Annotated in this window: 14 protein-coding genes; 11 read left to right on the plus strand and 3 right to left on the minus strand. The window is 55.6% G+C overall.

The window, feature by feature from the left end; all coding sequences use genetic code 11:
• Nucleotides 1–41 precede the first annotated feature (41 nt).
• Nucleotides 42–1,181, minus strand: coding sequence for a patatin-like phospholipase family protein (locus tag O5O45_RS29670; RefSeq protein ID WP_305902869.1), 1,140 nt, complete (start codon nt 1,179–1,181; stop codon nt 42–44).
• 243 nt (nt 1,182–1,424) lie between these two features.
• Between O5O45_RS29670 and O5O45_RS29675 the strand changes: the two genes are divergently transcribed.
• The 9 genes from O5O45_RS29675 (at nt 1,425) to O5O45_RS29715 (ending at nt 10,481) form a co-directional block, all read left to right on the plus strand.
• On the plus strand, nt 1,425–3,818 hold the full coding sequence (locus O5O45_RS29675; protein ID WP_305902870.1) for an LPS-assembly protein LptD: 2,394 nt from the start codon (nt 1,425–1,427) through the stop codon (nt 3,816–3,818).
• A 92-nt stretch (nt 3,819–3,910) separates the two neighbouring features.
• Nucleotides 3,911–5,215, plus strand: a complete 1,305-nt coding sequence (locus O5O45_RS29680) for a peptidylprolyl isomerase (protein ID WP_305902871.1) — start codon at nt 3,911–3,913, stop codon at nt 5,213–5,215.
• A gap of 66 nt (nt 5,216–5,281) precedes the next feature.
• On the plus strand, nt 5,282–6,286 hold the full coding sequence (pdxA, locus tag O5O45_RS29685; protein WP_305902872.1) for a 4-hydroxythreonine-4-phosphate dehydrogenase PdxA: 1,005 nt from the start codon (nt 5,282–5,284) through the stop codon (nt 6,284–6,286).
• Complete coding sequence (gene rsmA / locus O5O45_RS29690; protein WP_305902873.1) at nt 6,273–7,094, plus strand: 16S rRNA (adenine(1518)-N(6)/adenine(1519)-N(6))-dimethyltransferase RsmA; 822 nt, start codon at nt 6,273–6,275, stop codon at nt 7,092–7,094. The genes pdxA and rsmA overlap by 14 nt, the downstream gene beginning before the upstream one ends.
• Nucleotides 7,095–7,142: 48 nt before the next feature.
• Nucleotides 7,143–7,526 carry a Co2+/Mg2+ efflux protein ApaG gene (gene apaG, locus O5O45_RS29695; RefSeq protein WP_216737650.1) on the plus strand — a complete coding sequence of 128 codons (384 nt, stop codon included), beginning with the start codon at nt 7,143–7,145 and terminating at the stop codon, nt 7,524–7,526.
• A 61-nt stretch (nt 7,527–7,587) separates the two neighbouring features.
• Nucleotides 7,588–8,391, plus strand: coding sequence for a symmetrical bis(5'-nucleosyl)-tetraphosphatase (locus O5O45_RS29700; RefSeq protein WP_305902874.1), 804 nt, complete (start codon nt 7,588–7,590; stop codon nt 8,389–8,391).
• Entirely contained in the window at nt 8,384–8,797 is a 414-nt protein-coding gene (locus O5O45_RS29705) for a DUF423 domain-containing protein (RefSeq protein WP_305902875.1), read from the plus strand. The genes O5O45_RS29700 and O5O45_RS29705 overlap by 8 nt, the downstream gene beginning before the upstream one ends.
• A 74-nt stretch (nt 8,798–8,871) precedes the next feature.
• Nucleotides 8,872–9,459 (plus strand): nucleoid occlusion factor SlmA, encoded by a 588-nt coding sequence (gene slmA, locus O5O45_RS29710; protein WP_011399804.1) that lies wholly within the window; start codon nt 8,872–8,874, stop codon nt 9,457–9,459.
• A 182-nt stretch (nt 9,460–9,641) separates the two neighbouring features.
• Nucleotides 9,642–10,481, plus strand: a complete 840-nt coding sequence (locus O5O45_RS29715) for a substrate-binding periplasmic protein (protein WP_305902876.1) — start codon at nt 9,642–9,644, stop codon at nt 10,479–10,481.
• A 9-nt stretch (nt 10,482–10,490) separates the two neighbouring features.
• On the opposite strand, the gene O5O45_RS29720 is transcribed toward O5O45_RS29715, so the two are convergent.
• Both O5O45_RS29720 and O5O45_RS29725 read right to left on the minus strand, forming a co-directional pair.
• Nucleotides 10,491–11,300: an inositol monophosphatase family protein gene (locus O5O45_RS29720; RefSeq protein ID WP_305902877.1), complete on the minus strand. Its 810-nt coding sequence runs from the start codon at nt 11,298–11,300 to the stop codon at nt 10,491–10,493.
• 66 nt (nt 11,301–11,366) lie between these two features.
• The gene (locus O5O45_RS29725) at nt 11,367–12,212 is read right to left on the minus strand and encodes a prephenate dehydratase (protein ID WP_305902878.1); all 846 of its coding nucleotides are present in this window, start codon (nt 12,210–12,212) and stop codon (nt 11,367–11,369) included.
• A gap of 270 nt (nt 12,213–12,482) precedes the next feature.
• Here O5O45_RS29725 and O5O45_RS29730 point away from each other — a divergent pair, with 270 nt between their 5' ends.
• Both O5O45_RS29730 and O5O45_RS29735 read left to right on the plus strand, forming a co-directional pair.
• A complete protein-coding gene (locus O5O45_RS29730; RefSeq protein WP_305902879.1) occupies nt 12,483–13,217 on the plus strand; it encodes a VWA domain-containing protein in 735 nt (244 codons plus the stop codon).
• A gap of 27 nt (nt 13,218–13,244) precedes the next feature.
• Nucleotides 13,245–13,997 carry a J domain-containing protein gene (locus tag O5O45_RS29735; RefSeq protein WP_305902880.1) on the plus strand — a complete coding sequence of 251 codons (753 nt, stop codon included), beginning with the start codon at nt 13,245–13,247 and terminating at the stop codon, nt 13,995–13,997.
• Nucleotides 13,998–14,007: the final 10 nt, after the last annotated feature.

The raw sequence follows: 14,007 nt of genomic DNA on the forward strand, positions 1-14,007 counted from the left end.
CAGATTATGCCGCTTTTCCGGGCGGCTGCAACTGGCGTCGCTTACTGACTGAAAAAATTTTCAATCTGCCGGGCATGGGCCTGAGCGTCCTGATAGCCGAGTTTAATCAGATCCCGCATAAAAGGGCCTTCAAACAGTAAATAGCTGGCGAGGCTGGCGCCGCCCTCCTGATTGGGTTTGCCTTGACCCAGAAACTGACGCACTGCTTTCGGAAGCTCCCCGGCATGCCGGGCGGCGATCTCATCAATAGGTTGGCTGGGGGAAATCACCAGCATCTCTAAAGGGCGCATACTGATGCCGGCCTCGCGCAAGCTTTCCTCCGGGGCCAGTTTCAACAGTTGGTTGATAATGAGGGCGCGGTCGATGTCATTCTCCATGGTGTCGATAAATGCGCCATTTAGCATGTGTTCCATGATCTGCGCCAAAGAAGGGTACTTGCCGCTTGTGCGGCGTACAGGCGCGCAAACCCGGTTGGCGCTGACGCCGATGACCAGTATGCGGTCACAACCCAGATGCACTGCCGGACTGAGCGGCGCCATATTGCGCACCACGCCATCGCCGAAGTACTCTCGATTGATTTTCACGGGAGGAAAAATCGTCGGAATGGCCGCAGACGCCAACAGGTGGTCGACGCCCAGCTCACAGCGCACGCCAACCCGTTGCCCCAGGTGCCAGCCCTGGACGTCCGGCGGCGCTTCGAAAAAGCTGACGCTTTGGCCGCTGCGATAGCCGCAGGCGGTGAGACAGACGGCGCGGATGCCTTCCGGACTGGCGAGAGCTTCCCGCAGCCGGTTGAAGTCCGTATGTGTGGTCAGGAAATCTCGCAGGGGGGCGTTATCCAGCATGGAGGCGGGGATCTCTTTGTCGTCGCCGCTTAGAAAAGACTTTACAAAGTGCCCCATGCGCTTGGCCATGCCCCAGAAATCTGAGCGGTACACCTGTTCCGTGCGTAACTCACTCCACAAACTTTCCAGGCGTTCGACGCTATGTCGGAAAATATCGCCACTGCTGGCGAGGCCAACTGCGTTGATGCCGCCGGCGGAGGCGCCGCAAATGACCGGAAACGGATAATGAAGATCCGGTAACTGATCGGAAATGGCTTTCAATACCCCTACCTGATAAGCTGCTCGCGCTCCACCGCCGGTTAACACCAAGCCTGCGGTTTGTGAGGTTTGAGACACAGCGCCCCCTAATCGTATGGTTGTTTGTTTTCGCCTGTTGCTTAGAAATTAGCATAACACAATGCATCCGGATGCTATCTTCAAGGTTTTATTGGACGCCGCGGCTCTCGCCGGCGTAACCGAATATTGCGGCTGTACTGACGTTGCCTGCGCCGCTATCATGTCCGGTTCCAAATTACGGCTGCCGTCATCGGGGAATATCGTTGGATGGCGGGCATTTCCAAAAATGAATCAAGGGGTTTTATGAAGGAAGGGCGGAAGCGTCTGCGCGCCGGCTATTGTTACATGCTCGCCGGAGTGGTCGGTGTGGCTTCGACAGGGTCCTCGCATGCGGATTCCGCACCGCAGTCCGCCGCCATGCTGGACTGGCGAATGCGCGAATTCCTGACCCCGCAGCAAATGATGACATTGGAGCCTCAATGCAGAGGAACCTATGTCGAACCGGAGTATGGCTTCGTCAATGCTCCTTCTACTCCCTCTACTTCAGATAACGAGGCGCTAAGGGCTCGCTCTGACACACTGATTTCGCCCAGCGAATCCGCCATGCGTCTGCAAGGCAATGTCAAAGCGCAGCAAGGCGCCTGGTGGCTGGAAGCGGATCAGGTTGAGTTGGATCGCCAGACCAATGTGGTGGATTTACAGGGCCTGAAGGCCGCCCGGGCTCCCGGGCTGCTGCTGCACGGGGAGACGGCCCGCTACAACCTGGACAGCAAAGACTTTAGCCTGTCCGACGCCAGTTACTTGATACACCAACGCCACGCCCGCGGCGACGCCGAGCGGATAAGCAGCGCCGACGCACAGCTGGTGCGCATCGAAGACGGCAGCTATACCACCTGTGATCCGATGCATAACGACTGGTCTATCGCCGCCAGCGAGATCATTCTGGATCGCGAGCAAGGCGAAGGGACCGCCAAGCATATGACATTGCGGGTCAAAGATGTCCCGGTGATGTACTTCCCCTATCTGCGCTTTCCTATCGACGATCGCCGTAAAAGCGGCTTCTTGTATCCAACCATCGGTACGTCGAATACCGGGCGGGGCATGTCTTTCGGCATACCTTACTATTTCAACTTGGCGCCTGACTATGACGCGACTTATTCACCCTTGTATATGCACGGCCGCGGCTTGTTGTCTGAGCTGGAAGGACGTTGGTTGACCGAAGACACCTACAGTGAAATGCGTCTTGGTTATATCGCCCATGATAGCGAGTTCAGCAAAGAGAACCCGAATGAAAGCGGCCGTCGTTGGGCGTTGGACTTCACCAACCGTTATGACGTGAGCAAGAACTGGCGCTCCACTATCGATTACAACGTGGTGAGCGACAAGGACTATCTCAACGATCTTAACCGTACTCTGGAGATCCAGCAGGAAACCCATATCAAGCGCTCCTGGGATGTCGCTTACTTGGGGGGCGGTTACAGCTTCAAGAGCCATGTGCAGGGCTATCAGACGGTCGACGACGATATCGTGGATAACGACCGCCCTTACATGTTGCTGCCGCAGTTAAGTTTTGGCTGGGGGCGCGATTTTGATCCGGTGGCGTTTGGTCTGGAGTCGGAGTTCACCTATTTTTGGCGTGATGACGAAAACCTTGATCCGGCCAGGGATCAGCAAGTGGTGGGCGCCCGCTGGCGTACGCAACCGAGTCTCAAGCTCCCTCTGTCTACAACTTGGGGTTACCTGACGCCGAAACTGCGCCTCGATCACACGGATTATCAGCTGGAGCAGCGCGCTACCGGGCTGGATGAGTCCATCAGCCGCACCGTGCCTTTCTACAGCCTTGATGCGGGCATGTATTTCGATCGTACGTTGACGCTGTTCGGCGATGAATACAATCAGAGCCTTGAGCCGCGTTTGTTTTACGTTTATTCCCCGGAGCAGGATCAGGACGATATCCCTGACTTCGACACCTCCGTGGCGACGTTCAGTTATTCCCAACTCTATAAAGAAGACCGCTTCGTTGGCGGCGATCGCGTTGGCGATAACAATCGACTTACGCTGGGCGTCACCTCGCGTTTCAACGACCGCGCCACGGGCGCCGAGCGCCTGCGCGCCAGCGTCGGTCAGATCTTCTACTACGAGGATCAACAGGTAGGGTTGGGGACGGAAGGTCTCAGTGATGAAAGCGAATCGCCCTGGGCGGGAGAGCTGGTCTGGCGTCCGAACGACAGATTCGACTTCAAAGTGGAAGGGCTGTGGGACTGGCAGGAGCGTCAGACTGAGAAAGGCGCCACCACGTTGGCGTTCCACGATCCGGAATATCGCAAGCTGCTCAACCTGAGCCACAGATATACCCATAACGACCTGGAGCAGACGGACGTGTCCGTGCTTTTCCCGGTGACGGATTCCGTCAGCGTGTTGGGTCGCTGGTTTTTTGACCTGGTCAATCACCGTACCATCGGTACTATGGCCGGTGTAGAATACAACGACTGCTGCTGGCGCTTTCAGGTTATCGCCAGAAGCTTCCTGAAAGATGCGGACGATACCGAAAACAGTGAGCTGGATCATGGCGTCTTTCTGCGCTTCCAATTGCGCGGCCTGGGCAACATAGGCAGCCGCTTCGAGGATGTGATGGCTAAGGAAATGCGCAACTTCAACGAGCGCGAAACCTACCGCACGGAGCGTTATCAATGGTAGGGCGGCATTACGGGCCCATCTCCCGCCGTAGTGACGGACGGCGATGAACAGAGTTGATCAAAGTACAGTTTTATTCAGATATACAGGGTTTCATGAAAACGCTAAGACTTAATTTCAGATCCGCCATACTTAAAGCGCTGGGCGCGCTGTTGTTGCTCCAGGGATGCCTGGTTCACGCTCAGGTGCAGGAGCTTGATCGCGTAGTGGCGGTGGTTAACGACGACATCGTGCTGTATTCCGAGTTACAAGACCGCGCCAGCCGCATCAAAGACAAACTGCGTCAACAAAAGACTTCCTTGCCGCCGGAGTCAGTATTGCAGGAGAAAGTGCTGGAGCAGCTGGTGCTGGAAAGTATTCAGATGCAGATGGCTGACCGCGGAGGCATCCGGGTCAGCGACTCACAACTGAACCAGACCATGCAGAATATCGCCAAGCAGAACGGCATGACCCTGGACCAGTTCCAGCAGGCGTTGAGTGAAGAAGGCGTCACATATCAAAACGCCCGTGAGCAGATTCGCCGTGAAATGATCATCTCCCGTGTTCAGCAACGCAGCGTTGACAGCCGGGTGCGAGTGACTGAGAAAGAGGTGAACGACTTTCTTAAATCCGCCTCCGCCAAACAGCAGCGGGCGGAAGAGTATCACCTGGCCCATATCCTGATCGCTTTGCCGGAAAACCCTTCTGAAGCCCAGCGTAAAGAAGCGGAGAGCAAGGTTGAGAAGATCAGAAGCCAGCTTGATCAAGGCGTTGATTTTAAACAACTGGCGATCACTTACTCCGACGCATCAACCGCCACGGAAGGAGGAGACCTGGGATGGCGTAAGCCGGATCAGGTGCCGTCCCTGTTTGCCGACGTCGCCCCCAAATTGGCTCCTGGCCAGACTTCAGAACCCATTCGCAACAGCAGCGGCGTGCACTTCGTCGCCATGCTGGAAAAGCGCGGCGGCGCCAGCAAAGTGGTTGAGCAGTCCAAGGTCAGGCATATCCTGGTGCAGCAAAATGAGTTGCGCGACGACATCGCTGCGAAAAAGCTGATTGAAGAAATCTATACCAGAGTGCAAGCAGGCGAAGATTTCGCTGAACTGGCCCAGGCCTATTCCGACGACGCTGTCAGCGCAGCCGCTGGCGGTAGCTTGGACTGGGTGAGCCCCGGCGACATGGTGCCTGAGTTTGACCAAATGATGCGGGAAACTCCTGTCGGCGCTGTCAGTAAGCCATTTCAGAGCACATTCGGCTGGCACATCCTGCAGGTGCAGGATCGCCGTGAGGCGGATATCGGCGAGCGCCTGATGGCCAGTCAGGCCAGACAGGTGCTGCATCGTCGCAAGTACGAAGAAGAATTGCAGAACTGGTTGAACGAAATCCGCGACGAAGCGTTCGTTCAGCTCAAGCTTTAACATGACGACCCAGCGCCTCTCCGCCGAGGGGAAGCGCTACTGACGGCGACGGACAGGAGCCAGACGTTGAAAATAGCGATCACCCCGGGAGAACCGGCGGGCATCGGACCGGATATTTGCGTCGCTCTGGCGCAAAAGAGCTGGCCGGCCGATTTGGTGTTTGTGTGCGATCCGGAAGTATTGCTTAAACGGGCGGAAAGCCTGGGGTTTCCGCTACAAGTGGAAATTTATTCGCCAGGGGATGATAGTCCGCCTCATGCCCGTCAACCGGGGGCCGCGTTGGTGTTGCCCGTATCCTGCGGCGCCCCAGTGATTCCTGGCGAGCTGAATCCCGCCAACTCCCAGTACGTGTTGAATACCCTGCGTCGCGCTATAACAGGCTGCCTGCAACGGGAATTTGACGCCATGGTGACGGCGCCGGTGCATAAGGGTGTAATCAATGATGCAGGCGTCGCCTTTTCCGGGCATACCGAGTATTTGCAGCAGCTCAGCAATGTGTCGCAAGTAGTGATGATGCTGGCCTCGGATACAATGAAAGTGGCGCTGGTCACAACCCATCTGCCTTTGTCGCAAGTCGCCCGCAGCATTACTGATGAACGCCTGGAGCGGGTGATTACCGTCCTGCATAAAGATCTGCGATACAAGTTCGGTATTGCTGACCCGCGCATCATTGTGGCTGGCCTTAACCCCCATGCGGGTGAGGGCGGCCATATGGGGCGTGAGGAAATCGACATTATCCAGCCAGTGCTGGAGCGTTTGCGTGGCCAGGGGATGAATCTCATTGGCCCGTTGCCGGCGGACACCCTGTTTACGCCGAAAGTCCTGGAGACGGGCGACGCCGTGCTGGCTATGTACCACGATCAGGGTTTGCCCGTGTTGAAGTACCAGGGCTTCGGGCGCGCCGCAAACATCACATTGGGCTTGCCCTTTATCCGTACTTCCGTTGATCACGGCACCGCGCTGGATCTTGCCGGGACGGGTAAGGCGGACGGCGGCAGTCTGGAAACCGCTTTGGAATACGCAATTAATATGGTTGAGCGCAGTCGGGGAAGCATTCATGGGAAGGCATAACGAGAACATCGGGCATCAGGCGCGCAAGCGTTTTGGGCAGAACTTCCTGCATGATCAGGGCGTCATTGATCGGATCGTGCGGTCCATCAACCCAAAGCCAGACCAGAATCTGGTGGAAATCGGGCCGGGTCTGGGCGCGTTGACGGAAGAGCTGCTGAAGAGCGGCGGCTCTGTGACGGCGGTGGAGTTGGATCGGGATCTGACGCCCATTCTGCGTACAAAGTTTTTTAATTATCCGCAGTTCAATGTCATTGAAGCCGATGCGCTGAAATTCGACTTCACGCAACTGGCGACGCCGGAACGGCCAATGCGCTTGGTCGGCAACCTGCCGTACAACATTTCCACGCCGCTGATTTTCCACCTGCTGACTTTTCGTGGGCTGGTGCAGGACATGTACTTCATGCTGCAGAAGGAAGTGGTGGACCGCCTGGCTGCGAAGCCCGGTGAGGACGCATACGGACGCCTGGGCGTCATGGCGCAGTATTACTGCAAGGTGGAGTCCTTGTTCAATGTCGGCCCGGGCGCCTTTCAGCCCGCACCCAAGGTGTGGTCGGCCATCGTCAGGCTGACGCCCTACACGGAGCCGCCGCTGACCTGCAAAGATGTTGGAACGCTGACCACAGTGGTGCGGCAGGCGTTCGCCATGCGCCGCAAGACCTTACGCAATACGCTCAAGCAGTTGATTACCGTAGACGCGCTGCAATCACTGGACATTGACCCACAAATCCGGCCGGAACGACTCGGGCTGCCTGAGTTTGTGAGAATCGCGGACTATGTATATGATCACCCGCTGGAAAACGAATCATAAGAATATCAGCGCCAGCGTGTAATCCGCTGAGCATAAGGGACCAGGCAGATGAGTGAGACGTCTTTGTACGATATTCGGGTAACTGTTCGCACGCAGTTTATCGCGTCACAATCGGACCCGGACAATAACCGCTTTGTGTTCGCCTATCACATCACTATCCTTAATGAAGGCGCGCGTGCGGCGCAGCTGTTGCGGCGGCGCTGGCTGATCATCGACGGCGACAACAAGGAGCAGGAAGTCACCGGTGACGGCGTGGTTGGACAGCAGCCGGTAATTCAACCGGGCGCGAGCTATGAATATTCCAGCGGCTGCGTACTGGATACGGAAGTTGGCGCGATGGAAGGGCATTACGAGATGCTGGCTGACGATGGTCATCTGTTCAACGCGGAGATTCCCCGCTTTATACTCGCCGCGCCCCGCGTTCTGCATTAGGCGCTCTCGCGCCGTTCGAAGGGCATACTTAAACGTAACGACAAAGATGTGACTCCTGGTTATGGCGACTTATGCGATCGGAGACATACAGGGCTGTTTTGAGCCCTTACAACGCTTACTGGACAAGTTGAGTTTTGATCCCGCAGTGGATTCGCTCTGGTTTGCGGGGGACCTGATCAACCGGGGGCCGCACTCTCTTGAATGCCTGCGCTACATTAAAAGCCTGGGTGACAGCGCGCTTAGCGTGCTGGGCAATCACGACCTGCATGCTCTGGCTGTGTACTACGGCGGCGAAAAGATAAAACGCAAGGATACCTTTCAGAGCATTCTGCAAGCGCCGGATTGCGAGGAGCTGATGCAATGGTTGCTGCGCCACCCGCTCGCCTACTATGACTCCGACCGTAATATCTTTATGAGCCATGCCGGCTTGCCGCCACAGTGGAGCGTCTCCCAGGCGTTAACCTTGGCGGCGGAGTTGCAGCGGGCGCTGCGGGGCCCGGACGCCAAGACCTACTTTCAAAATATGTACGGTAATGAACCGGTTTGCTGGCGGGACGATCTGACAGGGCTGGAGCGTTTGCGTTGCATCACCAACTATTTCACGCGCATGCGCTTTCTGGACGCAAAAGGCGGTCTTGAGTTCAAGCACAAAGAAAAGATTGAAACTGCGCCGCCGGGGTATGCGCCCTGGTTTAGCTATCCAAGGCAAGACGATGCGACGATTCTGTTTGGTCATTGGGCGGCGTTGCAAGGGAATACCGGACGAGCCCGCTTTGTGGCGTTGGATACGGGGTGCGTATGGGGAGGAACCTTGCGCGCCGTCAATCTGGACACAATGGAAATGACCGAGGTGGCGCATGCGTGAGGAAGATAAACATGGCGGCTCAGGTATACTTGCGGTCGGCCTGATTCTGATGGGGGTGTCGGTGGCCATGGGCGCCGTCGGAGCGCATTTGGTCGCGCATTATCACCCTGAGGCGATGGGCAGTTTTGAAACCGCCGTGCGCTACCACTCTTTGCATGCAATGGGGCTTATCATCCTGGCGCTGTCGCGGGGATTTTGGTCGCGCAAGGCTTATGGTATTGTGGCGGCCTTTTTCGCCGCAGGGCTTGTTTTGTTCTGCGGCGGATTGTACGCCAAGACTTTATTGCAGTTCAGTTTTCCCAATGGATTCATACCCACCGGAGGCATGGCTTTCATTCTGGGGTGGCTACTTTGGGGAGCTGAAGCGATACGCCTGAGATGGGGCAGGCGTGAGCGGGCGTTATAAGGGAACCAACGCACCGCGCTATCTAGATCCGTAGTTTGGTTGTGTTGTTTTTGACCAAGGAGAACCTGGGAAAAATGAGTAAAGATCGGAACAATCGTAAAGAACAAATTCTGCAATGCCTCGCGCAGATGCTGCAGGACGAGCCGGGGGAGCGTATTACCACGGCCAAGCTGGCGAAAACGGTCGGCGTTTCGGAAGCCGCCTTGTATCGGCACTTCCCCAGCAAAGGGAGGATGTTTGAAGGATTGTTTGAGTTTATTGAAGAGAGCATTTTTTCCCGCATCAAGCTGATCCGTTCTGAGGAGATCAGCACCGCCCAGAAAATTAATAAATCCGTATTGTTGTGCCTGACCTTCGCACAGCGCAATCCCGGCATGTGCCGTCTATTGCTCGGCGATGCGCTGCAAGGAGAAAAAGATAAATTGCGCGCTCGCGCAGCCTCTTTCTTCGAGCGTTTAGAAACCGAGTTTCGCAGTATGCTGCGGGATGGAGACGTGTTGCATGGCCAGCGCACTCAGCTGACTCAGTTAGACAGCGCGCAACTCTTTCTGAGCCTTATCGAAGGGAACATGCATCGTTTCATCCGTTCCGGCTTCCGCATTGATCCTCTGCAAGGCTGGGATGAGCACTGGGGTTTTATCTCCCAACACCTGTTCGTTTGAAAGCAGCTATTCTTTTAACTATGTTAAAGTGAGCCCGAAGCGCTCCTATTGTTCGTTTGTAGTACAAACGGGTTATGGATTACTTTGGGCTGGACTGAGACTATTGTACAAGAATGTAATGGGCTGCGTGGTACACTCTCCCGCCATAAGTACAACCATATACAGGTTTTTGGAAATCGCCAGTGACGGGTATTTATCGATTGCACGCTGCATTATGCAGCGTGTTTGCTTTGTGGTTGGGATTCGCCGGACCGGCTATGGGAGCGGGAGCGCCTGCTGACGAGGGCAAAACGGTCCGCATCGCCACCGGAGAATGGCTGCCTTACGTCAGTGAGATTCAGCCGCACTGGGGCGCTTTGGGGCATATCATCACGACCGCCTTTAACCGCGCGGGTTATCAGGTGAAGTTTCAGAACTTTCCCTGGGCGAGAGGATATCAGCTGGTCAAAGATGGCGTTTGGGATGCGACCATGCCTTACTATTGCTCACCGGACCGGGAACAGGAGTTCTATTGCAGCAATCCTCTGGTTAGTGGTGAGCAGGTATTCTTTCATCTGAAAGAAGTGCCTGTTCAGTGGGAACAGTTGTCTGATCTGAAAGGATATTCAATCGGCGCCACGCTGGGCTACTACTATGGCGAAGCCTTTGAAAAGGCGGAGAGTGGCGGCGAGCTAATGGTGAAACGCATCGCCAGTGACGAAAAAAACATGCAATTGTTGCTGATGGGGCGCATTAAGCTGTTTCCTCAGGATAAAGAAGTCGGTTACAGCACCGTTCGTCACATGTATCCGCATCAAAAAGAGTTGCTGACCCACCATCCCCGGCCGATTCACACCAAAACCCTGCACCTTATTTTTCCCCGGGATAACCCCGCCAGCCCAGAGCTGTTGAAAGTCTTCAACGAACAGTTGGGCCAATTAAAGCGTCAAGGTATTTGGGATCAGTACATGCGCGCCATGCGTGAAGGGGATTACGAGAAACCCGCTGGTGCGGCTGAGCCGCCAGCGGGCAAAGAACATTAAAGCAACGGATTACAGGGTTTTTAGCAGAATGTCCGCCAAAGGCTGATACAACGCCGGGCTGGCGATGAGCAAATCCTTGCTGTTTAGCTCCTCTGGCATACCCTCCGGCGCCGCCGTTAAATTGCTGCAGCTTGCTCCCGCTTCCTGGGCGATCAGGCGCGCGGCCGCGCAATCCCAGGGGCTGACGGTTTCGTAATAGGCGTCCAGGCGTCCCATCGCGACCCAGCAAATATCTAACGCCGCCGAGCCGATGCGCCGAATATCCTGGCATTCCATCATTACTGCCTGCAGCCGTTGAATCAGCTCCGGCAATCGGCTTTTATCGTAAGGGAAGCCGGTGGCGACAAGCGCTTGCCGCAAATTGGTCGCGCCGCTGACCTGGATCTGCTTGTGATTGCGCAGTGAATACTGCCCGCGCATGGCGTGAAAGGTTTCTTTCTGAAACGGGCAGTGCACCACGCCGATTTGCGCTTCGCCTCCTTCAAAATAGGCGATTGATACCGCCACCTGATAATGGCCGTGGGCGAAATTGACAGTGCCGTCGATGGGGTCGATTACCCATAGTGGGCCGTTGAGGTCGCCGACTTTGCCGATATCAGACATATTCTCTTCTGACAAAATCGCGTGATCTGGATAATTGGCGCGGATGCGCTTATGGATTAATTCGTCGACTTTCAGATCAACGGAAGTCACCAGCTCCTGATGATTTTTGAAGCTGGTTTCATATTCTGCGTTGCGCTGTTCTTTCTCCATTAACTCGCCGGCCTGCAACGCCAGATCCACTGCGAACGTTGAAATGTCGTGTAGGGAATGTGTCATGTGTTCAATCACCTTGATCAGAGTTACGGAAAGCCCGTCGCGCAGGCGAGCGCAGGGCCGGGAGCGTTAGTCGTGAAAGCTGCGGCTGGCGCGCATTGGGTGAGCCCGGTATGTGCCCAACATACGAATATCTTCGGCGAAGAAGGTCAGCTCTTCCAAGGCCAGCTTCATGTTCGGCGAGTCGATATGCCCCTCAATGTCCACATGGAATTGGCTGGCGTTCAAGGTGCCGCCAGGCATATAACTTTCCAGTTTAACCAGATTGACGCCGTTGGTGGCGAACCCGCCTAAAGCTTTGTATAGCGCGGCGGGAATATTGCGCACCCGGAAGAGCAGGGAGGTGATGTACTTCACTCCAGGCTCCAGGGGAGGGAGTTTGTTCTCGTGAGACAGGATAATGAAGCGAGTGGTGTTGCCGCTTTTATCCTGGAAGTTTTCTCTCAGGATATTCAGTCCGTACAGGTCCGCCGCCAGGCGGGAGGCGATTGCGGCCTTGGACATGTCTCCGCTTTGGCTGACTTCCAGCGCGGCGCCGGCGGTATCCAACGTGGCGACTGGGTCCAGTTCCAGCTCGCGAATGTGATCGGCGCATTGCGCCAGCGCCTGTGGGTGTGAGCCGACGACGCGCAGATCTTCCAGACGCGCGCCGGGAAGCGCCATGAGGCAATGGTTTACGGCTTCAAAGTGCTCTTCCTGAATATGCAGACTCATTTGCGGAATCAAGCGGTAAATCTCCTCCACACGTCCTGCGGTGGAGTTTTCCAGAGGGATCATCGCCAGTTCAGCTTTGCCTTGCTCCACTTCTTCCATGGCGGCGCGAAACGAGCCGCAAGCCCGCGCTTCACGATCGGGAAATACTTGCTTACACGCCAGATGGGAGTAAGCGCCCTCATGACCTTGATAGACAATCACCTTGAACCTCGTAACTATTGTGCCGGACGAAAAGCGCGACGTTGCGTGCTCAGACTGACTCTGATAACAGGCTTTTGGCGTCGCCGGGCGCGTTGGCGCTTGGAAATAGAAAAGCATGTACTCTAAGGACTTCCCGCCCAGTTTTCTAATAATTTGTGGGTGAAGAGTCCGGGATAACATTAATTTTGTTGCTGGCGCCGCCGCTTAAGCGCTTAACCAACAATATTTTTTAGTATATTTAACAGAGAATCGGTTTGCGGAGGCAATGCCATGAATAAAACGCCAGCGAGACCGAATACGCTGCCGGCCAGCAAACAGGCGATCCAGCACTTTCTGCAGAAGGTCAAAACGACGCCCTTGGCGCACTCTCCTGGGAGCGGCCGCCTCATATTCGCTGTTGACGCCACGATGAGTCGTCAGCGGCTTTGGGATCAGGCGAGTCAGCTGCAGGCGGAAATGTTTCTGAGCGCCGGTGATGTGAAAGGACTGCAGGTACAGTTTGTCTATTATCGAGGACTCAGGGAGTTTAATTGTTCGGATTGGGTGACTGACGCAAATGCCTTGGTGCGGGCGATGACCTCCGTATATTGTATGGCGGGCCAAACACAGATCGGCCGAGTGCTGGCGCACGGAAGGTCAGAGGCCTTGAAACGTAAGGTCCAGGCGTTGGTGTTTGTCGGCGACGCGTTAGAGGAAGACGCTTCCGGGTTATTGAGACAAGCGGGGGAGCTTGGCATTATCGGCGCGCCGGTCTTTATGTTTCAGGAAGGCTATGATGCGGGCGTGGAAGCTGTGTATAAAGACATCGCCAGACTTTCCGGCGGCGCCTGGTGTCGATTTGACGAAGGCAGCGCCGAACAATTAAAGGAACTGCTCGGCGCCGTTGCCGAGTATGCGCGTGGCGGCCTGCCTGCGCTGGAAGCGTACAGTCGTAGAGGCGGTCCTCGCTTGCTGGAGCTAAGGCGACAACTTCCTGGGCCGAAGACAAATACCAAGACGCCCTGACATGGCGGCGACAATAAGGAAAGCGAAGTGCAACTGATATTGGGGTTCTTGCTGGCGTTAATTTTTTTCTGGTTGCTGCAGCATGTATTTCAGGCTCCGCCAGAAAAAAGAAAGAAAAATCTGACCTATCTCGCATTAGGCGTTGGCGGAGTCGTTATTCTATTGCTGGTAGTGACCGGCCGGTTGAATTTTATCGCTGCTTTGTTTGCGGCGCTCCTGTTGCTGTTCAAACGTCTTCCTTCCGTAATGCAGTGGTTGCCCCTACTGCGCAAACTTTTTAGCGCCGGTCGCGACGCAGTCGCGGGAAGCGGCGGGCAATCCAGCATCGAGACCAGCCTGCTGCGCATGACGCTGGATCACCGCAGCGGCAAGATGGATGGAGAAGTCCTGGCTGGCCCTTACTCTGGACAGAACTTGCAAGTTATGGATGTGGCCAGTCTGGCGAACCTCTATCGCTCTGCGGTGAGAGACTATCAAGACTCCATTGAGATTCTGGAGACCTATTTTGAACGGGTCTATGGCGTGCATTGGCGAACTCAGTTCTCCGTGGACGATGTGGAAAACGCGCCAAATCATGATGAGGCCATGACGCTGGCTGACGCCAAAGATGTGCTTGGCCTGACGGACCATGAATTGAGTGAAGATGAGGTCGTGGAGGCGCATCGTCGTCTGATGCAGAAATTTCACCCCGATCGCGGCGGCAGTAATTATCTGGCGGCGAAAATCAACGAAGCCAAACGCATACTGCTGACCCATCTACGCAGCCAGGGATACCAATAAATTGAAATCA

The organism is Hahella sp. HNIBRBA332 (assembly GCF_030719035.1).
In the GTDB taxonomy this organism is placed as follows: Bacteria; Pseudomonadota; Gammaproteobacteria; order Pseudomonadales; family Oleiphilaceae; genus Hahella.